Source organism: Pseudomonas sp. lyk4-R2A-10 (genome assembly GCF_030209075.1).
In the GTDB taxonomy this organism is placed as follows: Bacteria; Pseudomonadota; Gammaproteobacteria; order Pseudomonadales; family Pseudomonadaceae; genus Aquipseudomonas; species Aquipseudomonas glycinae.
This window is the reverse complement of record NZ_JARVSR010000004.1, coordinates 163,445-183,166: the sequence shown is the minus strand read 5'-3', so window position 1 is coordinate 183,166 and position 19,722 is coordinate 163,445. Positions and strand designations below refer to the sequence as shown.

General features: G+C 53.4%; 25 protein-coding genes and 1 pseudogene. 15 read left to right on the top strand and 11 right to left on the bottom strand.

Going from position 1 to position 19,722, the window contains the following annotated elements; translation table 11 throughout:
- The first annotated feature begins 21 nt into the window (after positions 1–21).
- Positions 22–462 carry a carboxymuconolactone decarboxylase family protein gene (locus QRN46_RS08345; RefSeq protein ID WP_007959341.1) on the top strand — a complete coding sequence of 147 codons (441 nt, stop codon included), beginning with the start codon at positions 22–24 and terminating at the stop codon, positions 460–462.
- A gap of 76 nt (positions 463–538) precedes the next feature.
- On the opposite strand, the gene QRN46_RS08340 is transcribed toward QRN46_RS08345, so the two are convergent.
- Positions 539–853 (bottom strand): hypothetical protein, encoded by a 315-nt coding sequence (locus tag QRN46_RS08340; protein ID WP_085703559.1) that lies wholly within the window; start codon positions 851–853, stop codon positions 539–541.
- A gap of 195 nt (positions 854–1,048) precedes the next feature.
- Between QRN46_RS08340 and QRN46_RS08335 the strand changes: the two genes are divergently transcribed.
- Genes QRN46_RS08335 through QRN46_RS08325 form a run of 3 tightly spaced genes read left to right on the top strand, consistent with a single transcriptional unit; the run spans position 1,049 to position 3,243 of the window.
- Positions 1,049–1,723: an STN domain-containing protein gene (locus QRN46_RS08335; RefSeq protein ID WP_221614976.1), complete on the top strand. Its 675-nt coding sequence runs from the start codon at positions 1,049–1,051 to the stop codon at positions 1,721–1,723.
- Positions 1,720–2,271 carry an RNA polymerase sigma factor gene (locus QRN46_RS08330; RefSeq protein ID WP_011334580.1) on the top strand — a complete coding sequence of 184 codons (552 nt, stop codon included), beginning with the start codon at positions 1,720–1,722 and terminating at the stop codon, positions 2,269–2,271. Before QRN46_RS08335 ends, QRN46_RS08330 begins: the two co-directional genes overlap by 4 nt.
- 33 nt (positions 2,272–2,304) lie before the next feature.
- On the top strand, positions 2,305–3,243 hold the full coding sequence (locus QRN46_RS08325; protein ID WP_163975562.1) for a FecR family protein: 939 nt from the start codon (positions 2,305–2,307) through the stop codon (positions 3,241–3,243).
- Here QRN46_RS08325 and QRN46_RS08320 read toward each other — a convergent pair whose 3' ends face one another.
- Positions 3,244–3,852, bottom strand: a complete 609-nt coding sequence (locus tag QRN46_RS08320) for a type II secretion system protein GspJ (protein WP_285354520.1) — start codon at positions 3,850–3,852, stop codon at positions 3,244–3,246.
- Positions 3,849–4,301, bottom strand: coding sequence for a type II secretion system minor pseudopilin GspH (gene gspH / locus QRN46_RS08315; RefSeq protein WP_011334577.1), 453 nt, complete (start codon positions 4,299–4,301; stop codon positions 3,849–3,851). Before gspH ends, QRN46_RS08320 begins: the two co-directional genes overlap by 4 nt.
- Before the next feature lie 133 nt (positions 4,302–4,434).
- On the opposite strand from gspH, the gene QRN46_RS08310 reads away from it, so the two are divergent.
- The 9 genes from QRN46_RS08310 to QRN46_RS08270 all read left to right on the top strand — a co-directional run bounded on the left by QRN46_RS08310 (position 4,435) and on the right by QRN46_RS08270 (position 12,665).
- Positions 4,435–4,866, top strand: a complete 432-nt coding sequence (locus QRN46_RS08310; protein WP_285354519.1) for a type II secretion system protein N — start codon at positions 4,435–4,437, stop codon at positions 4,864–4,866.
- A gap of 502 nt (positions 4,867–5,368) precedes the next feature.
- Positions 5,369–6,583, top strand: a complete 1,215-nt coding sequence (locus QRN46_RS08305; RefSeq protein ID WP_285354518.1) for a dsDNA nuclease domain-containing protein — start codon at positions 5,369–5,371, stop codon at positions 6,581–6,583.
- 2 nt (positions 6,584–6,585) lie between these two features.
- Positions 6,586–7,044, top strand: a complete 459-nt coding sequence (locus QRN46_RS08300) for a three component ABC system middle component (protein ID WP_285354517.1) — start codon at positions 6,586–6,588, stop codon at positions 7,042–7,044.
- On the top strand, positions 7,041–8,900 hold the full coding sequence (locus QRN46_RS08295) for a DUF3732 domain-containing protein (protein ID WP_285354516.1): 1,860 nt from the start codon (positions 7,041–7,043) through the stop codon (positions 8,898–8,900). Before QRN46_RS08300 ends, QRN46_RS08295 begins: the two co-directional genes overlap by 4 nt.
- A 442-nt stretch (positions 8,901–9,342) precedes the next feature.
- The gene (locus QRN46_RS08290) at positions 9,343–10,491 is read left to right on the top strand and encodes a hypothetical protein (protein WP_285354515.1); all 1,149 of its coding nucleotides are present in this window, start codon (positions 9,343–9,345) and stop codon (positions 10,489–10,491) included.
- Positions 10,488–10,871: a hypothetical protein gene (locus tag QRN46_RS08285; RefSeq protein ID WP_285354514.1), complete on the top strand. Its 384-nt coding sequence runs from the start codon at positions 10,488–10,490 to the stop codon at positions 10,869–10,871. The genes QRN46_RS08290 and QRN46_RS08285 overlap by 4 nt, the downstream gene beginning before the upstream one ends.
- Before the next feature lie 57 nt (positions 10,872–10,928).
- Entirely contained in the window at positions 10,929–11,216 is a 288-nt protein-coding gene (locus QRN46_RS08280; RefSeq protein ID WP_285354513.1) for a hypothetical protein, read from the top strand.
- A gap of 182 nt (positions 11,217–11,398) precedes the next feature.
- Positions 11,399–12,097, top strand: a complete 699-nt coding sequence (locus tag QRN46_RS08275) for a hypothetical protein (RefSeq protein WP_285354512.1) — start codon at positions 11,399–11,401, stop codon at positions 12,095–12,097.
- 91 nt (positions 12,098–12,188) lie between these two features.
- On the top strand, positions 12,189–12,665 hold the full coding sequence (locus QRN46_RS08270) for a hypothetical protein (protein ID WP_285354511.1): 477 nt from the start codon (positions 12,189–12,191) through the stop codon (positions 12,663–12,665).
- A gap of 98 nt (positions 12,666–12,763) precedes the next feature.
- Here the strand turns inward: QRN46_RS08270 and QRN46_RS29105 are convergent.
- The 3 genes and pseudogenes from QRN46_RS29105 to QRN46_RS08260 form a co-directional block, all read right to left on the bottom strand.
- A pseudogene (locus QRN46_RS29105) lies at positions 12,764–12,877 on the bottom strand (DUF6124 family protein); the annotation flags it as partial.
- A 16-nt stretch (positions 12,878–12,893) separates the two neighbouring features.
- Positions 12,894–13,307 carry a hypothetical protein gene (locus QRN46_RS08265; protein WP_285354510.1) on the bottom strand — a complete coding sequence of 138 codons (414 nt, stop codon included), beginning with the start codon at positions 13,305–13,307 and terminating at the stop codon, positions 12,894–12,896.
- Between the two features lie 76 nt (positions 13,308–13,383).
- Positions 13,384–13,866, bottom strand: a complete 483-nt coding sequence (locus QRN46_RS08260; RefSeq protein ID WP_285354509.1) for a GNAT family N-acetyltransferase — start codon at positions 13,864–13,866, stop codon at positions 13,384–13,386.
- 545 nt (positions 13,867–14,411) lie between these two features.
- Between QRN46_RS08260 and QRN46_RS08255 the strand changes: the two genes are divergently transcribed.
- Positions 14,412–14,771, top strand: coding sequence for a DUF6124 family protein (locus tag QRN46_RS08255; protein ID WP_119429355.1), 360 nt, complete (start codon positions 14,412–14,414; stop codon positions 14,769–14,771).
- Positions 14,772–15,008: 237 nt separating this feature from the next.
- Here QRN46_RS08255 and QRN46_RS08250 read toward each other — a convergent pair whose 3' ends face one another.
- The 5 genes from QRN46_RS08250 to gspI form a co-directional block, all read right to left on the bottom strand.
- Positions 15,009–15,578 carry a LemA family protein gene (locus QRN46_RS08250; RefSeq protein ID WP_285354508.1) on the bottom strand — a complete coding sequence of 190 codons (570 nt, stop codon included), beginning with the start codon at positions 15,576–15,578 and terminating at the stop codon, positions 15,009–15,011.
- A gap of 3 nt (positions 15,579–15,581) precedes the next feature.
- Positions 15,582–16,691, bottom strand: a complete 1,110-nt coding sequence (locus tag QRN46_RS08245; protein WP_285354507.1) for a hypothetical protein — start codon at positions 16,689–16,691, stop codon at positions 15,582–15,584.
- A 304-nt stretch (positions 16,692–16,995) separates the two neighbouring features.
- Positions 16,996–17,382 (bottom strand): hypothetical protein, encoded by a 387-nt coding sequence (locus tag QRN46_RS08240; protein WP_285354506.1) that lies wholly within the window; start codon positions 17,380–17,382, stop codon positions 16,996–16,998.
- Positions 17,383–17,521: 139 nt separating this feature from the next.
- Positions 17,522–18,340 carry a DUF6216 family protein gene (locus QRN46_RS08235; protein WP_285354505.1) on the bottom strand — a complete coding sequence of 273 codons (819 nt, stop codon included), beginning with the start codon at positions 18,338–18,340 and terminating at the stop codon, positions 17,522–17,524.
- 390 nt (positions 18,341–18,730) lie between these two features.
- Positions 18,731–19,111: a type II secretion system minor pseudopilin GspI gene (gspI, locus tag QRN46_RS08230; protein WP_285354504.1), complete on the bottom strand. Its 381-nt coding sequence runs from the start codon at positions 19,109–19,111 to the stop codon at positions 18,731–18,733.
- A 146-nt stretch (positions 19,112–19,257) separates the two neighbouring features.
- Here gspI and gspG point away from each other — a divergent pair, with 146 nt between their 5' ends.
- Complete coding sequence (gspG, locus tag QRN46_RS08225; RefSeq protein ID WP_025109838.1) at positions 19,258–19,716, top strand: type II secretion system major pseudopilin GspG; 459 nt, start codon at positions 19,258–19,260, stop codon at positions 19,714–19,716.
- Positions 19,717–19,722: the final 6 nt, after the last annotated feature.

The following is a 19,722-nucleotide window of genomic DNA, read 5'->3' as shown; positions in this document are numbered from 1 at the left end:
TCTGCTGCCCGAGGCCCGCCCATGTCACCGCGTCTGGATTACTACAGCGCTTCACCCAAAGCCATGAAAGCGATGATTGCCCTGGAAGCGCTGACCAGCAGCCTGAGCATCGAACCGCCGCTGCTGCACCTGATCAAGATCCGCGCCTCGCAGCTCAACGGCTGCGCGTTCTGCACCGACATGCATTCGGTGGAAGCACGGCGGGCAGGGGAGACGGATCGGCGGCTGTACGCGATCGCGGTCTGGCGCGACAGCGGCTTCTTCAACCTGCGCGAGCGGGCGGCGCTGGCCTGGACCGAGGCCGTCACGCTGCTGGCAGACAGCCGGGTGCCTGACGATGTTTACCAGCAGGCGCGGGAACAGTTCAACGAGACGGAACTGGTGGACCTGACCATGGCCGTCAGCACCATCAACAGCTGGAATAGGCTGGCGGTGAGCTTCCGCCAGATTCCCAGCGATTGATCACGAGCCATCAATCGCTCCGCCCTCTACACGCTGATCGTTCCCACGCGGGAGCGTGGGAACGATCAAGTGAAAGCTAGTTCGGCGGCCGCTGCGGTTTCACCGACGTACCAAACGTGTTGCCCATCCGCGTACTGGTGGCCGCCGGCGTCGCCAGCCCCACCTGATTCGGCGGGCGTTTATTGACCGGCACATTCATCGCTTCCTGATTCTTCTGCGCAGCCGCCGCGCCATCGGGGTTGTTGCCCATCTGCTGGCTCAGGCAGTCGTAATTCGGCGCCTTGTAGCCACCCACCGTCACCTCGACGCAGCCCAGCGGTTCCTCCGCGTGTGCAGCGCTAAACACCGTCAGCAGCAACCCGCCGAGGGCAACTTTCCAGACTGATTTCATGCCTGCCTCCTGGCCGGCCCGAAGGGGCCGCTCTGGCTCAAGAGTCTAGTGCAACGGCGGCGCCGATCCCGTGATGGTTTTTTTGCAGTGGCCGTCACACCAGATTCATAAACAGCCCTCAGGATGACGGTTTTCAGGAATACATCAGCCGTGCAGCGAGGCCGTGCCAGGGAGGATGTTGTGCGCTCAGCGCTCATGCGCCAGCTCTGTCTGGGGCTGCTGCTTGGCTTGTTTCTGAGCCGAGCCGGCGCCGACCCGGTGCCGGCGACGATGCGCATGACGCTGCACATCCCGGCCCAGGAACTGGCCCGCGCCCTTGAACAGTTCAGCCGCGCCACTGGTATGGCGGTGCTGGTCGACAGTCAGTTGAGTCGCGGTCGACGTTCGTTGGCGGTGGATGGCGAATTCACCGCCGCCGAAGCGTTGCGCCGGATGCTCGGCGGCAGTGGGTTGATGGCCAAGTACAGCCGCGACGACGCGTTCACCTTGCAGGTTGCGCAGGTCGAGGACGTGCCAATGCCGGCGGAGAAACCGACCCCCGCCAGCGCAGCCGTCACCCGCAGTTACGCCACGGCGGTGCAGGCCGCGATTGAACGCAACCTGTGCCGTTCGCCGCTGACCCGGCCCGGCAGTTTTCGCGCGGTGTTGCAGTTGTGGATCGGCCGCGACGGCGTGGTGCAGCACAACCGGTTGGTCACCTCGACCGGCGATGTTCGGCGCGATGCCGCGCTGGTCGACAGTTTTCACACGCTCAAGATCGACCGGCCGACACCCGGCGCATTGCGCCAGCCAGTCACGTTGCTGTTGTTACCCGAATCGTCAGGAAAGCGCATGGAATGCACACAATGGGAAGGAGTTTCCGGGGGATGAAAGACGCCGGACAAAGTTCGATGGTCCAGCTGTTCCTGACGTCCTACGAGGACTTTCGGGTGCGCCTGCGACGCCGTCTCGGCTCGGAGGACCTGGCCAACGACGTGCTGCACGAAACCTACCTGCGGGTCGACCGCATGGAAGCGCCGCCGAACCTGCTGCGGCCCAACGCCTACCTCTATCGCATGGCCCTGAACATCGCCGCCGACCGCCGCCAGGCCGATGCGCGGTTGCTCACCGGCAGCGAAGTCGAAGAACTGCTGCAAGTCAGCGACGAAGCGTTGGACCCGATGCGCGTGGTCGGCGGCCAGAAGGAAATCCAGTCCCTGCTCAGCGCCCTCTACGAACTGCCGGCCCGGCGCCGCCGGATCTTCATCGCCGCACGCCTGGAAGAAGCGCCGCACCTGGAAATCTCCCAGCGTTTCGGCATCTCCACGCGCATGGTCGAGAAGGAAATCAAGGCTGCCCTCGGACACTGCGCGGCCAAACTGGAAAGAAAAGTGTTTCAGCGGTTCGGTCGCGGGGCCGGAAAACCGTCTAGTGAATGAAGCTCCCGATCAACCCGTCGAGTACCTGTGCGTTTGAACATCTTCCGTCTGACACCTGCCGAGCCCACGCCTGCCGAGCGTCTGCAAAGCGAAGCCCGCGACTGGCTGATCCTCCTGACCTCCGGCCGCGCCACGGTCGCCGACGCCCGAGCGCTGCGCCAGTGGTGTGCGCAAAGCCCGGAACACGCCCGCGCCTTTGAAGAGTGCAAGGCCTTGTGGCATCTGCTGCAGCCGGCGGCGGAAGCGACACAGGCGCCACGCCGGTTTGGACGAAGGGCGTTTCTTGGCGGCGCGATTGCCGCATCGGCCGCATTCCTGCTGGTACGCGGCACGATTCCGGGCGGGTTCTCCGGGCTCGGCGCCGATTACATCACCGAAGTCGGCCAGCAACGCCGGGTCGAACCGGCCGACGGCTTGAGCCTGGAATTGAACACCCAGACCCGCATCAACCAGCGTTCGGTGGATGAGGGCGTGCAAGGCTTTGAACTGGTCAGCGGCGAAGTCGAAGTGCAGACAGCGCGGTTGCCGATGGCGATGCAGGCCGGTGGCGGCTGGCTGCGGGCGAGCAGGGCGCGGTTCAACCTGCGCAACCTCGATCAACAGGTGTGCGTGACCTGCCTCGATGGTGCGGTGGATGTGGAAGTCGAAGGCCGCAGCTTGCGCCTGGAACCGGGCCAGCAATTGACCTACGACGCGCAACAGGTCGGCACCGTGCAAAGCGTCGACACCGCAGCGGTGATGAACTGGCGGCAGCAGGTGCTGGTGTTCAACGGCGCAACCCTCAGCCAGATGATCGACGAGATCAACCGCTATCGCCCAGGCATGTTGCTGCTGCTCAACCGCGAACTCGGCCAACGCCGGGTTCAGGCACGTTTCTCCCTCGACCAACTGGCCGGCGTAGGCGCGCTGATCCGCGATGCCTACGGCGTCAAATGCACCGAGTTGCCGGGTGGCGTAGTCGTCCTCAGCTGATCACTGCAAGGGCCCCATGACCTGCCGATACTTCTCCACCCCCTGCGCCGTCTCCCGAGTCAACCGCACCTCCAACCCCAACGGATCCTCCCGCCGATTCCCGCTCAACTGCCGCCACCCCTTGTCCGCCTCCCAAACCCGCACCTGCAAATCACTCACCCCGCCCAACACCGCCACCCCAGCAGTCGGCGCCGGCAACGGATACCGACTGCGCGCCGGTGCCACCGCGCGATACAACGTGTCCCCCTTGAGCCACCAGCGCACCCGCTGCAAAGCCCCCGGCTGATCCGCCGCGCTCCGAATGATGTCCAGCCGAAACCCCTTGCTGTCACTGCTGCGCACCGTAACGGCAGGCGGGGCCGTCGCCGGCTCATCCTCGGTGCCGACCTTCTTCGGCTCCGTCAGCTCGATCCCGGCGCGCATCTCCACATCCCGCTGCATCTGATTCAACGCCCGCAACAGGCTGTCGCTCTGCTCACCACTGGCCTGCAAATGGCTGTCGGCGCGGGTGACACTGTCCAGCCCCTTCCAGGCAATCAGACTGACCACCGCCATCAACAGAATCGCGACCATCACCTCGATCAGCGTAAAACCGTGTTGTCTGTTCATTGCACGCTAATCCGGCCCGAAGCATCGCGCAGCACGCTCAACCGATTGAGCCCGTCAGACAGCGTCAACTGCAGCGGCGGATTGATCCACTCCGCGTTGAGCACCACTTTCTGCTTCGGCTCCACCCGCACCTCCAGCTTCGGACTCTGCCAGGGACGCGGCCGCAACTGCGGGTCCCGATCGAAATGATCAAAGCCCTTGCCACTGTCACTGCGCCGACTGAACCGAAACCCCTTGCCATCGCTCAACCACGCAATCGGCCGGCCATCGGCGCGGGCCTCAGCCTGGGCAATCTGCAGCAACTGCGCCACGCGCTCGGCGTCCTTGCGCAGCAACTGCAACGGATCGGGCTTGATACTCAGACTGATTGCCGCACTGGCGATGCCGATGATCACCAGCACCACCATCAACTCGATCAGCGTAAAACCCTGCTGCCTGCACCGGTTCATCGAATGCGCACTCCCTTGCGTCCAGCCCCGTCCCAAAAAACCATCCTGCACGGCCAACATGTAAGGCGTGTGAAATAAAACCGTGAGAATTGCCGCGTAGTCTGGTCACCGGGACTAAAAGGAGATTCAGCCCATGAGATACACCGCACGCTTTTCCCCACCCCAAATCATCCAGGCCGCCGCCCTGCTGGCCGCCCTGATCGGCATCGCCACCTGGTCATCCCTGCTCCTGACCACCGCCGAATCCCACACCCCGGCCGCCGCCCCGCAACTGTTTGCGGCGCGCAGCGATAACCCGGCGTTGCAGTGGTTTTCCAACCGCACGGCGCCGGTGGAGATCAAGGTGAGTGGCGTGATGGCGGGGAGTCGGGGGGCGGTGGCGATTTTGAGTTTGAACGACGGGCCGCCGAGGAGTTTTTTGCAGGGGGAACGGGTGAGTCCTGGGGTGAAGTTGGTGGCGGTGGAGGGGGATGGGGTGGTGATTGAGCAGGGTGGGGAGCGGGTGCGGTTGGAGGTGGAGAGGTTGGGGGAGGGGGTGGAGATGCCTAGGTTGGTTAGGCCGTGATTTTTTCGGGGAGGCAGTTGTTTGATGTCTCAGTCGGGTGGTGGGGACTGGATCGCAGGGGGCGTGCTTGATTGCTTTTGACCAACCGAAAGAAGCGTTCCTTAGATGTCCGCTTTTGGCCCACAGCGGACGTTTATGAACGACTGGCCTCGACCAGAAACAGTCGTTTAATTTAGGAAAAGTGGGGGATTCTTCTTTAGGACAAATTTTTGCTAAAGATCAATTTCCACGGAGGGAGTGCTTGGCAAATACCCAAACTGGCAGATCAGACGCAATCGTACGAGATGTGTATATATGTACAGTTAATTTGCTAAACACTGTATGCATATACATTTTTTTGCCTGCGCGGCTGTGCTCAATTACGAATTCAAGCAAAGTGATGTCAAAATAGTTGCATCTATTCAGTAACCATGGCCTCATGTTCCGATGAATAAGTCATGGATGGCGTTCTCAGTAATTGTCAATCATGGCCTTACGGAAATGCACACACTGAGATATATGAATGGGAACATCAAAAACATTCATGGAGAAGACTGCCGCACCAGGTGCTAGCGCGGGCTTCGACTACCAGTACTACTATTTTCTTTACAAGATATTAAACCTAAGGAAAGGTCAGTCTGTTGGTCTAGAAATCAAGGACGATGTTCACACCGATGTTGATGGTGATCTACAGCTCCTTTTTCAACTGAAACATACAATTCAGAAACAAGCTGATGGAAATCCTGTCGCCCTCACAGAGCTCGATGTCGATCTTTGGAAGACGCTTCATAATTGGGCAAAAGTCATCTCTGATCCAAATGCCGACCGCGCAGACGAAATAGCTCAGCTAAAATTTATCTCTAAAACTGAATTTCATCTTGTAACTAACAAAAGCGAAAGCAGCTCTAACAAGTTCGGGAAGCTATTAGCTTTTTACGTTGAAGATGATACACCAGAGAATCTCCAGAAAGTTCTGTCAAGGATCTCCGAGCTGCAGGCGTCAACATCTGACGACGCAATTAAGGGATATATAAGAACAGTTGGCGATCTTTCCGCAGCAGTAAAGCGGGATTTTCTCAAGAAGATTCATTTTGAGCTTTCTGAGACAGAAATCATTCAAAAGATAAAAAACTCAATCGCTGAAAAATTTATTCCACCTCGAAAAATTGATGAGGTTTACGAGCGCCTTAATACCAATATACGAGACAGTAACTACATAACAATATTGAGTGGTAAGGCTTTTTCCGTATTTTTTGATGATTTTAATAATAAGTATTGTAATATTTTTCAAGATGCGCGGAATAACAAACTCTCCAGTCTTCGATTTGAACCAGCTCTTCCTGATGATTTGCTCAGGCAGCCATTCATTCAACAATTACTATCAATCGATGACGTATATGATCACGAAGATGAGATCATCACTGAGTACTCTACGCATAAAGTAAGATTGGCGCGTAGCTTAGAGCAGTGGGAACAGAGTGGAGAGGTGGTTTATGATGAAGTGCAAGCGCTCCACCACGAAGTGCATCTAAGATGGAAAAATAATCACCGCATGGCTTACCGGGGGTGTAAGTCGGATGAAGTCAAAGAAAAGGGGCAGGCAATTGTTAATAAAATGCGCCAGGAAAAATACAAGCTTGGCGAGGACGAGCTTAGCACCGAGTATTCCAATGGTGAATTATATGAGCTTTCAGATATAGGGCGAATTGGTTGGCATAGAGACTGGGAGAAATTTTGAGCATGAGCGAAAAAAGCACTTTGACTTGGAGTGGATACAATAACTCCGGCATCGCAGCGGTGGCTATCGGAATGACACTGAATCATTGCCACACACTCTCTCTTCCTAAGGCATTACTTGTAATGCCTCTCGCAATGCATTCCCCCACCATAAAATATTTAGCAAATGGGAATACTCGTTCGCGAGAGATTTCATCCCTGACAGCAATTAGACCTGACTTTGTACATAACTTCAGTCAGCGTTTTCATGCAAGTCTAACTCATACACTTAATGGCCTGCAGCTACTATATGAATTAGGCGTAATTAATTACGACGGTAATATCTGTAAAGCAAAACCTTTTGAAGCGAGTCATGCGCTTGGGAAGCGAGCAGAACTTATTGCAAACGCAGCACGAGAGATTTCTCACCTTCTCAAATCTTCCGAAGAAGAATTATATCTAAATTTGCGAGTTCAATTGTGAAATTTGGTATTGATAAAATCCGCCTGTGGTCTAAATATAAAGAAGTGCGTGATGTAGATTTTGAGCGTGGAAGGATTAATATCCTTACAGGGGGGAGCAGTCGCGGCAAAACCTCTCTGCTGCATATTATTGATTACTGTCTACTTTCTAGCGAACATAAGCTGCCCCACGATGTAATCAATGATAATGTCGCGTGGTACGGCCTGCAGTTCTATATCAATGACAAGACCTTCGTCGTGGCTAGAAAAAGCCCGACTGCCCAAAACGTATCTGATCAACTTTATTTTTCAGGCATTGGTACAATGCCTGATGTTCCTGAGCCTAACGCTAAGAGCGACGATATCAAAGCCATCCTTCAAGCAGAGTTTGGGTTGGATAGTAGCGTTGTTCTCTGGGGCGGACGTGGACTTAAGCAAGGAACACAGATGTCATTCCGATATTTCATGCTAATGAATACAATTTCGGAAAACACTATTACCAACAGCGAGGTTTATTTTGATAATCAGCAGAAAGACCGGTATCGGGTGGCACTTCCTCAAGTTCTAGATCTTAGCCTAGGTATTGATAGTCTCGATAATATCGGTGCTCGCGAACGAAAAAAAGACATCCTGCGGCAGATTGACAGCCTAGAGAAAAAGAAGGAAAAACTTTCAAGCGGAAAGAGTCTGTTCGAGGGTGAAGCGAGAGAAATCGCTGCTACCGCTGCCGAATATGGCTTAATCGAAAAAGTCCCAAAAGTCGTCGACATCGATTTTTTGAAAAGCATTGTAGATAGGTGCCCCTCTCCAGAAGCCTCTGGCCAAGATGCAAAACGCTTTGCCGACGCGAAGGCAAAAATGTTTGAGCTCAACCGAAAAATGCGAAAGCTTCGAGAGTTTACCGATGAGCACAAACAATACAAGGCGACGCTTAAACTCACGCTCGACAGTTTAAAACCGCTAGAAACGCTGCTTAATCAGACAGATCAGCTTGTCAAAACAGAAATTTTTGATGACTTGATAAGTGGTCTAAATGCTGATCTGCGTGCATTAAAGCTAGCCACTGCGACTAAGCAACCTGTAGACACACAGGTTGCAAATATGCTGCGGGATTTGGAAGCTGAGAAGAATGAGCACCAAAAACTCATAGACTCTTTACCTAAAAAAGCGAAGTCATTTACTACCGTGATTGATCACGCTAGGTTTATCGGGAAGATCGAGGCCAAGTTGGAGTCGTATCATGAGGTATCAAGCGATGATCGAGAGAGTTATAGTGGTAAGATTTTAGAGTTGCAGAAAGCAGCCGATGAGATCAATGTTCAAGATGTAATCGAAGTTCGACAAAATATCAATCGTCAAATAGATGATATCGCACAAGCTTTGCTGGTAGAAGCCGATTTTGTCATGGATAATTACATTACTTGGCACCCGGCGTTTAGTTTTAAGCACAATGTCTTACAGCTTAGAAAGCCCCAGTCCTCACTTGTTGAAAATGTTGGAAGCAGCTCTAATCATATGTTCATGCATCTGATTTTGTTTCTCGCATTGCATGAGGCATCGGTAGTCAATAACTCCCGCTTTGTTCCAAACTTTCTATTTATTGATCAACCTAGTCGCCCGTACTATGGTGAGGAGAAAGTTAAGGATGAGGCTCACTTAAAAAGTTCCGATGCTGCCCGGGTCAGTCAAGCTTTTGTGATGCTGGATAACTTTATAACTCGGATGAAATCGAAGCATGACACAGAGTTTCAGATGATTGTTCTTGAACACGTACCGGTCGATGTTTTCAGCAATCTAAAAAACGTACATGTGCTACCGGAATTTCGAGAGGCTAATGCCTTAATTCCGTTGGCATGGAAAGATCGATCGCAAAGCTAATATAGCTGGCCGGGCCAGCAAGAAATTGCAGAGCGGCTTACTCCTCAGACTGAACGCTATCCGAGAACCTGATTAGATCTAATTAAAATCTCTAAAACATCTAGTCAGGTCGTCTGACCGTAGGGAGCGGCCAAGGGGAGTAGCAGTTTCTGGTCGTAAGAGGCTGCTTGTGGAATCTGCTTCTGGCCGAAAGTAGCTGTCGTTATTGGACGTAATGGCAGCTAAACACAGAATAGTCGGGCCGCAATCACCGTGGATGGCCATCTGCTGCTATACAACGATCCTCCCTCACCAGTTATCCTGCGCACCCCGCGAATGACAGGAATCAGCCGTTTGGGCACAGCTTTTTAGGTTTTGTCTTACAGCCGGCACTTGGGCTTTTCGATAGCGTCGGACAGTCAGAAACCCAAGCCGGGATTCCCGAAGTGAACAAGGATGATTCATGAGTGAAGTTGGAAACGTACCGAGGCCCGCGCAACCTAACCCGCCAAGAAAAAAGGTCTACCGTGGCGTAGAACCGACCGACCTGCACGCCAAGCACTGGGCGGAATACCCTGAGGCTCCGGCTGAGAAACCGGCGGCTGCAAAGCCAATAGCTGAACCTGGTTTCTACATTGTTCAGCAAGTCATGCCGCGCTCTGCACTGGAAGCTGCGTTGTTCGATAAGCCGGACGGCGCAACGCTTGAGAAATTCTCGCGCCTCAACCCTCACGTCACCGGTTACGCCAAGCCCGGGCAGCTCATCGTATTGAGCGATCCGAACAATCCCCAGTGCACACGTGAAGAAGCGTTGCTCATGGAAGCGGCTCAGAAAGTGGACGCGGCACTCAAGCCCATGTCCGACGAAGAAGCGAGTTTCATGGTCCGCTATCGGAGCCAGATAGAATCCGTTCTTTCGCAAGGCTCAACATCAATCGGTGTGGGGGAATCGATCTTCGCCAAGAACCTTGAAGACGTGAAAACGTCGCTAAAGGAAATCGAAACGCTGCATCAGAAAAGCTTTCAGCGTGACGGTCACTTGCGTAGTTCGGAGTTTTTCAACGAGCGTGCACGACTATTCGCCAAGCTTGATAGACAGCTCACCGGGTTAACCAGAAAGGGCATCGGTTTCCCTGATCATCCAAGTCTGAAATCTGCCCTCGGCATCTCAAGCAAAAGCCTAGTGCATCACTGGACTCTGGCCGGTGCTCCGGGACAGATTCCCGGGTACGCCACTCACGCAGAAGGTGTCGCCAGAGCAGCCAAGGTTGTGAAGTACGGTGGTTGGGTGGGTACAGCCGTAGGGGGTGGGGCTTCTTACATGAAGGTTCAAGAAGTCTGCGCGGCAGGCAACAAAGACGCCTGTGAAAAGATTAAATACACGGAGGGCGGTAGCTTCATTGGAGGGGTGGCCGGCGGCGCGGCAACAGGGGCAGTTTTGACAGCCCCTGTTGTAGGTGCGATTTGTGTAGGGCTTGGAGTGCCTACTGGTGGCCTAGGGACTCTGGCTTGCGGCGTAATAGTCGTAGCAGCAGGCTCATATGCTGGCGGTGCCGTAGGAGGTGCCACTGGTGAACTGGCAGGTGAAATGATTTACGAGGTTACGAAATGAATACTGCAGAACTCATTGTCGGCGGTATGTGTGTTGTGGTCATTGCTCTGCTGATCGTTTGGATCGGTGTTGCCCTGTATATCGGTAACACCAAAATGGATTTGATCCTTGAGAACCTCAAGAACAGCTCTGCTGGAGTCAAGTTGGCTACACTGAAACACGGCGGAGCTTGGGGAAGGCTGCTTTTGGTCGGAGGTGCATCCGGGCTCGTCACATTTGCAAATTTCTACACTCGCCGTGGCACTCTGAGCGTAGAGGACGTAAGCAACTTTCCGGCGCCACTCAGGCAGAAACTTGTATTGATGCAATGGAGCGCAATTGTGCTGCTTTCTGCGATGACGGTGCTTGCTGCTGTGGGGAAATCGGGAATTCTAAAATAACCTGGGTTCACCTTCGTTTTAACGCTCGGAGGGGCTACGGACGAAGGCACTACAAGAATGAAAAAGCTTTTAATCGCGGCGATCCTCGCCCTAGTGTCCATGCTTTACGTCGGCTACTACGAAGCCCTTGAGGACGGGGACATCGAGACCATTGTCTTCATCAAGAAGCACCCGACGTTTCAGATGAAGTTCTACAACATTCACGCCAACGATGGAGAGATCAGGAAGGTAGAACGCCTGACGGCAGAGGAGCGGGGATGGATTATTGATTACTGCGGATACCGCTTGGGGATAGACACAGGCCTGAAGACTCAGGATGACGTCGAGAGGTGCCGCAAAAGGTAGAAATGCTCATTTGGCCGAGGTCGTCACTCACACCTGACAACCTCGGCCATTTTCTTTCTGTCTAATAAGCTACTGCGACCAGCCAATCACGTCACCTCAGCATGCGTGGCAAAATGGAATCGCCTCACCGCATTAGCCTACACTGCGTTCCTTTTAGATCGACATATCGAAGGAGCGAGATCTTGATTGAAAAAATGCTAGAGCTGGTATTAGGAAAGCTGTGGCCCACCGTAGCGGCTACCGCAAAGGATGCACAGATACTCTTTCAGTCCAACACGTCTTTTTTGGAATTGATGAAAACCAGGTCAGAGATCTGCGCGCGGGCATGTCTGTTCGGCGTCGTCGTGGCTATCGGACTGGGCGTTTTAGGGTTACCAGCCCTGAGGTCTGCAGGGGTGAAACCAAGTCTCGAACTTGCCGGTATGATGACACTGATGAACTGGTTCCTGATTGCGATCTATGGGGTATGTTTCGGTGTTGCCGCTCGTGTGCTTGGAACACCTCGCCAAATGACGGTGAGTGTTAACACCTTTTTCTATCTCTCAGCTTGGCTTGTTGTGCTAAAGCTCCTCGAGATGCCAGCTCTTGGTGCGCGCTTCAGCGCTATCGCCCAAAGCTGCACGCTAGATGGCTATGAGACGGCCGTGCACGCGGCCATCCGGGGTAATCAGATGGCCTATAACTCAGACTGGTTTGTGGTCATCGGCTACCTAGGTTTTGCATTCTTGATAACTCGTATGCAGAAGACTTTGCACGATTTTGGATGGACGCGAGCTGTGAGCGCAATGCTGCTAGGCATGGTGTTTTTAGCCCTGGTGGCTGGATATGTTCAAGGCCCAATCATTTCGCAGTTGATTTGCAGCTATGGCCGCGACTTGTAGCAGGTAAGACGCCCATAAATTCTGCAACAGAGAATGGGGGAGGCTGAACATCAAAAAGCCCCCTGTTATTGGAAAATTGGAGCCTCTTAGCGTGAAGCTACATACCCCGCAGACATATCATCTTGAGCTCTTTGACGATGGCCCCTACCGACTTTTTTCGGATGGAGCGGTATGCAAATTTTCGAAACCCGCGAGTACCAAAAAACACCCAAAGCTGTACACGTTGTCAGCAGCCGGCAAGCTCCTTTACGTGGGAGTCGCCTCACAACCGATGTCTTCGCGCCTTTCGTTTGGTTTTCGGGCTAAAGGTAAAGGCGGCTACCATGGGTACAAATGGAAAAAGTTAAGACACAGATTGAATCTCAGTATTTGGACTGCCGAACTCGAAGGTAATATCACGACGCTACGGGATCTGGAGACAGTAGAGGCAGAAGTCGCATTTTTATGCAGACAACAGTCTGGTCAATGGCCGGAGTTTCAACACGAAATTCACTTCTATCCTTCGCTTGACCTCCATAGGGACGCAGCCCGAGAAATTTATTTCCACGCTATTCAACAAGTCGCCTGATAGCAAAGGATCAGTCCCGTTTGAGCTAGAGGTCGTCAGTTACCCCTGACAACCTCGGCCATTTTCTTTCCGGCAGTTGGACTACAGCGATCAGCCGATCACATCCTCACCTCAACATGATCCAGCGCCTGATTCACCGCCAGTTCCCCCAGCATCACCACCTGCGCAATCCCCAGTGCGGTTTTGCGGTGGGCGGGTTCCAGGATGGCGGCTACAACGAGCCAGTCACTAGCCGGAGTCGCCGCTATTTGGGGCTAGAGGCGAATCAGGACATTTATCGGCCCATCGCGTAACCGTCATGTTTTTGAGCTGCTCACCCATGGTATCGACGCGCAAGCAGGCGCCTTTCTTTGAATAGAACAGGATGCAGCGCGAGCTATCAAACGAGCAGGTATCGAGTTCCAGGAAATTGCGTGCGGCCAGTTCGAGCTCGACACCACTGTATTCATAGCCATCGCTGGTGTGCATCCGGGTTGGCTTCCAGCCGTGTTTGATCAACTTGAACCTGGCCGACACCAAGGGCTCATCGACGGCGATGCCTGCTGGGCCGTGCTTGTCGTTTGTCGCTTGCGAGCCGCCGGCGAACGCCAAGCTTGTGCCCGTGCAATAAATTGCGAGGAGCAGGAGGATCGTGGTCTTCATTTGATAGTTTCACATAAAGGAACAGTGGGCCTGACCCCCTTTGTTTACTCTGACCGGCAGCCGTATCAAGACCTGCCTAGTCGCCCAAATCACCGGCATTGCCGTTAGCCCGGACATAATAATTATCGAATTCACCGCTTTCGACGAACACGAAACCATGGCGAGTGTAAAAACGATTTGAAGCGCTTTCCTTGAGAGCACCGACCTTGATGGGACGCCCGATCTCATCAGCTTCTCTGAAAATCTGATTAAGAACTTTAGAGCCGATTCCTCCTCCTTGAGCACTGGGTATTACATACAAGTGGTCAAGCAAAAGCTCGCTCTGGTGGTCTTTGATTACGACAAAACCGACCAGATCACCTGATACTTCTATGCGGCGAGTGCTGTTAACGTCGAACCCAGCAACAAATCGTTCGCGCGCACGATCTGGGTTAAATCGTCCAAGCCGTTCAAGGCTCTCGCGCATGGCCTCAATCCTAATGGCCACCAGATCTTCCAGGTCGTTAATGGAAGCTGCGCATAAAACGACAGCGGAGTTTTGATCAGTGGAGGCTGGCATAACAAGCACCCTAAACATGGCCGGTCAGTCATTATGCAGAGAACAGATTCCGCATAACCACTACTGCTTCGGTTCAATGGAGGCGATGGCTCCCTATCAGCTTCAGGGGGATGTGTTCGCCGGACGCTTACGTTTGTTGGGGCAAGGGGACGGATCTGTCGTGGGGGGCCGAGACGCAATGAGAATTCCGATAAACACCAACGTTTAAAAAAACATCTTCAGACACTCTCTCAGGCTACATATCCTTGCGCCGTTGCCTACAGCTACGCCAGAATCCGCCGGCTTGTGCGCTTTGGGGACGGGTTCTAATGTGGTGCGGTCGCTGACGAATCAGTGATCGGATTTGACCGTCCGCCCAACATCAAGGCGCACCAGCGTTCTGCACGTGTTCAGGCATTGTCTGAAATCATGTCGCGGTGGCTGTGCGTGGGACACCTTCGGGTGTGCCGGATTCCTTGATGTCCGGTCGGTCAACCCGCGTACAGCTGCCACCCTGTTTGTTTGACCGCGAACGGTGGCGGCTCCAGTCATCAAGGAGCTTCACCATGATCAAACCAACACCCAACCCGCCCGAAACCGACTCGGTTTCCCCCTACGAATCCATCGATTCCAGAAAACTCCACGAAGCCGCCGACCGCGCGCTCGACCATTACCTCTGTCCGCCCGGCTCCACGCCGCCCCCACGCAGAACCCGCGGGATGTATGCCGTGACTGCGGACAACAAAAACGAAGAACTGCTGATTGATGCCAGTGAAACACTCGCTTCGGCCCAAACCATTGCCCAGAACATCGCCAGTCTGGTGCCGGCTTCGCAGCGTCGGGCGTTGGTGGGGATTGCGCAGTTGATCATGCTCGGGGAGTTGGCGGTGAATCGGGCGTTGGATAATTTGCAGTTACCGGGGTGATGCTCGGATCTGGAGCACCTGGTTATTAATTGGGTGTTCGTTCTGGCGCCTTCGCGGGCAAGCCCGCTCCCACAGGGTTTGGGGTGAATGCACAATTTGCGGGCGCCCCAAACCTGCAGGAGCTGCCGTGGACTGGCTCCCAAAAGGTTATGGGTTGGTCACGGATATCGTGTTCGGTCAAGGAGGGAGGTGGTCGACCATCACCCTCACGGGTGATGGTTTGAAGCACTACAAGTGTTAGATGTTCGGGGTGTAGGAGAAGCCTTGCGAAGCTTCGGTATCGGTGAACGGTGTTACGCGAGTTTTCTTGTTGAACAGGCCATTGACGATTGAGGCTGGGAACATTTCGATGGCGTTGTTGAACAGTTCGACGTTGCGGTTGTAGATGGTGATGGCCGCGCCGACGTTTTCTTGTTGTTCGGCAATTTCACGCATCATGTTGTTGGCTGCTTCGGATGCTTTCAGGTCGGGGTATGCCTCGAAAGCGATGCGCAAACCACCCATCACCTCCCTCGACGCGGTTTCAACGTTGCTGAGTGCGTTGCCGTTCGCGCCAGCAGGAAGGGCGTGAATGGCGCTGCGCAGGCCGGTGATTTTTTCGAGGAGGCTGGACTCAAAAATCATGAAGTCTGCGAACACTTTTTGCAGTTGATCGAGAACTTTTGTCTTCTGGCGTTCGTAAACCAGGACGTCCGACCAGGCACGTTGTACCCCGTTATGTCGGGCAATGATGTCGTTGTAGATGCCCAACCCCACCAAGATGATGATTACAGCGATAACAGCGGAGAGTATGAGTGCAATGTCCATGGCTTACTTCTCTTTGCATTTATTTGGGGGAGAGGCGGTAAAGGTAAAGTTGTCATCGTGCAGCTCAGTGAGTGCATGGCTCCATTGGAGCACTGACATCAGGCGCGGCAGTTCGATACCCGCAGAAATTTCTGCGTAAAACTCGTTGGGTGAAGCCAGCGAATACTTCGTGCCGAACGCGAGCAGGTCGCTGCTCGCGAAGCTGAGGCAGAGCAAGCCATCGTCGGAGAACTCCAGGTTCGGACGATCGAGGATTTCAAATAGCTTCAACAAATGCAGCACTGTCGAAGGTTTGATGAATTTCGCGCAGAGTATCTCGCTCTGCCCTGTCAAGCAGAACGATTTATTAAAGTCGGGAGAAGCTGTGTCCATCGACCATGAATAGTCGTTCTCTGATTGGTCATCGGATCTGACCGATATTCCGGTGACCCAGGGAAAGTCGAAAACCAAGCTGTACCGGTCGTAGTGGTCATACACCACTCGAGTCTCTGTTCTGGTTTTACCATCTTTGTCGGTCACTGTGACTTGCACATGCCGTTTGTTGACGTAGTGCAACTGGCGGTAGTGGTAAGGGAGTTCGCGCAGCGTGCCGGCAAACACTCCTTCTATTGATTCGACCAGCTCGCGGCTGTAGTTGCCCCGGCTGTAGTCACCAAATTGCGCATCCAGTTCGTTGAGGGTCCGGTTCGAGTTTTCTTCCATGAACAGCAACCCGTTGTGGAAGTAGGAGGACAATTCAGCAATTGTGCGGCTAAGCGCTGGCAAGCGCTCAGCTTTGGATGACATCCAATTCATGCTCCCAATGGCGAACCCTAGGCCCAGCACACCAGCGACTGCGCCGACCAAGCCAGGCTCAATGTGCAGACGTTGAAAAAAAGAAACCACGGGATAGCGGTTCATATAACCCAAAAGAGCTACAGCGCCCGCTATCAATAGCAGGCCAGTACCAAAAAACCACCATGCGCGTGTGCAATTGAATTTGAGCGGGCCATCGTACGAGGCGAACGCGTGGATCACCTTCAACAGGTCGGCTGTGGATTCGGCGCTGTCAATACTGGCTTCGCTCACAGCCAGCAACTCGTTAAATCTCGCGTTCTGCGACGTGTTGGGCATGTCAGGTATCCATTGATTCAGCGATGCCCGGTGCGGGAGCAACGGCCCGGATTGAGGATTCGACGATATTCATAATCTGTCAGAAATTTGAAAAAGGAGGGGACGATACCATTTTCGCGGCAATGATGGCTTCTGGCCTCTGCTTGAGAGAGATCGTGTGCGACGTTGAAACCTGGGGGGATTTGGGCGGGTAGCGATGGCTTTGCTACCTGACACTTAGCTATTGCTCGTAAGGGAAGAGGGGACTGATTCATTTCAATCGGTCCCCTTTTGTTGCTTAACCCGCGTTGCCGCTACGTGTCTCTTACGGCGCATCAGGGCATTCATCGGTCCATCGCGTAACCGTCATGTCTTTGAGCTGTTCACCTATGGTGTCAACGCGCAAGCAGGCGCCTTTCTTTGAATAGAACAGGATGCAGCGCGAGCTATCAAACGAGCAGGTATCGAGTTCCAGGAAATTGTGAGCGGCCAGCTCGCGCTCGATACCACTGTATTCGTAGCCATCGCTGGTGTGCATTCGGGTTGGCTTCCATCCTTGTTTGATCAACTTGGACCTGGCCGCCATCAGGCGCTCACCGATGGCGATACCCGCTGGCCCATGCATGTCGTTTTTCGCTTGCGAGCCACCGGCAAACGCTGCGCTTGTACCCGTGCAATATATTGCGAGGAGTAGGAGAACCGGGGCCTTCATTTGACAGCACCTTCAACTGGTTTGTGGTTCGCCATAAACGTTGGATATTTGGTTTGCGGTTGGGGTATAGGGACAGATCTACTTTTTAAAAAATACATCTGTCCCTGCTTTTTTGGGAGGAGTACTTGTGAGTTTATAGCTATTGAGTAGGCTCTATTCTTGGTGGCGGAAGTTCATAGAATGTTTTAGCCATTTTTGCTCTTGCAGCGTATCGAACGGATATAAGTAAGGCAAGCAAACATATGAAGCCCATGTAGGCGCTAAGTATTTTTTGCTCCAGAATAAACTTCTTCAGCTGCGGTATCGCTTCAGGTTCGAGAGTTTTACAGATTAGGTATGAATCCTTATCATCCAATCCTGGAATTTTCTTATTTATGCACGCCGCTGAATCGACCGAGAATTGGGGTGTCCCCTTAGCAAGTTCAAAATTTCGTGCGGTAACGCCATCTGTCCAAAAAGTTTTTTCAGAGCCCTTTATTGTTAGAATGGCAGACTGTTCAGAAAAAATGTAAGTCATTCCCATGATTAAAGGAACTGTCATCAGGAAAATACAAAATACGAAAACGTTGATTTGCTTTAGCCAAGGCTCATTAAAGTCCCATGGCTTTCCCGATATCCATGCTTTTGCAAAGGATAAGTCATTCATGCTTTTATCATTGTATTCAAGCCATTTGACGGTTTTGCTCCAGGTGTTTCTACTATTAAATTTTATTCCTGTTCGAAATCGAAAGCTTTCCAAGTCTCGAATTTGGAGCCAGTCCTTTTTTAGGTCTTGATCATTAATAGCTCCCCCGCCAATTAAGCGCCATATTTTATCTAGTAGAAAGTGTGCCGATTTTGCGCGTAGTATGGCCCAGATTATAAAGAACGCTGTAGAGGCAGTGGCTACTAATGGGCTTATGTCTCTCAGTAAGCTAACAACTTCAACTACAGCTGCTTTGCTTTCGGGTCCTACCATATTAAGCCTCGTATATCCTGGTGGTTTTAATGTCTATGGTCACTGAGGCGGTCAGTGAATTAAGCTTGTGTACTACTTAAAAATCGGCTGATTGTTACAATGCTTTAGAAAAAATAGTCCGAGTATTAAGCCTTTTCTCACTAGGCCATCGGAAAGCCTCGTGCAGTTGAGGTAAGTCCGTTGGCTGCCCATCATTGAGATTTTTGGTGCCCAAGAGGGTATGTTTTGGGGATAAGAGGAACGGGATAGGAAGGACGTATTTATTTATAAGTGAGGTGACACATTTGATAGTTCGATAAACGTCAACGTTTAAAAAGAGATTTTCAGGCACTCTCTCAGGCTACATATCATTATTCCCTTGCCTACAGTCGCGCCATCGCCTCGGGCGGGCTAGGGACTTTCCGGGCGGTTGAACAACGTCTCCAACCTCGCCAACGGCGGCGCTTCCTGGCTGCGATCAAAAACCTGCACCCCCACCTTCAACAACCGCCCATTCTCCGCCCTCCCAATCACCTGCTCACACCGCAACAACAACCTCCCTTGATCACACTCCACCGCCTTAACCCCCATCGGCAATTTCCCTTCCAACCGAAGTTCAGCCATCCGACTCTGCGCCGCAATCATCGCAACCGAGCGATCCCGCAAAACCCCGCTGCTCTGCGTCATCAACCCCGCTACACGAACAGCGGCGGACATGGCGACGGCGATGATCGCCAGCGCGACGAGCACTTCAATCAGGGTGAATCCGGCTTGCGGGGAGGGGGTGCGCATCGGGGGCTCGGGCAGTCGTGCAGCCCTTGACGCTAACGCCCGTGCTTGACGGCTTGACGACGAAAACACCCGAGGATTTTCAACATCCCTGACATATCTTCTTGCAACACTGCGCGTCGAATCGAATCAAGCCAGGGAATGACGAGATGGATATCGCGCAGTTCAAACAGCCCAATCGACCGAGCCGGATGCCCCGTGGGCAGCAGGGTTTCACGCTGATCGAGATCATGGTGGTGGTGGTGATTCTCGGGATTCTGGCGGCGATGGTGGTGCCCAAGGTGCTCGACCGGCCGGATCAGGCGCGGGCCACGGCGGCGAAGCAGGACATTGGTGGGTTGATGCAGGCGCTGAAGTTGTATCGCCTCGATCACGGCACTTACCCGAGCCAGAGCCAGGGCCTGAAGGTGCTGGTGGAGCGGCCGGCCGATGCGAAGAACAGCAACTGGCGCTCGTACCTGGAGCGCCTGCCGAATGACCCGTGGGGTCGTCCTTATCAGTACCTCAATCCCGGTGCCAACGGCGAGATCGACATCTTTTCCCTCGGCGCCGACGGCCAGCCTGACGGCGACGGCGTGAATGCCGACATCGGTTCCTGGCAGTTGTAAGGCCGG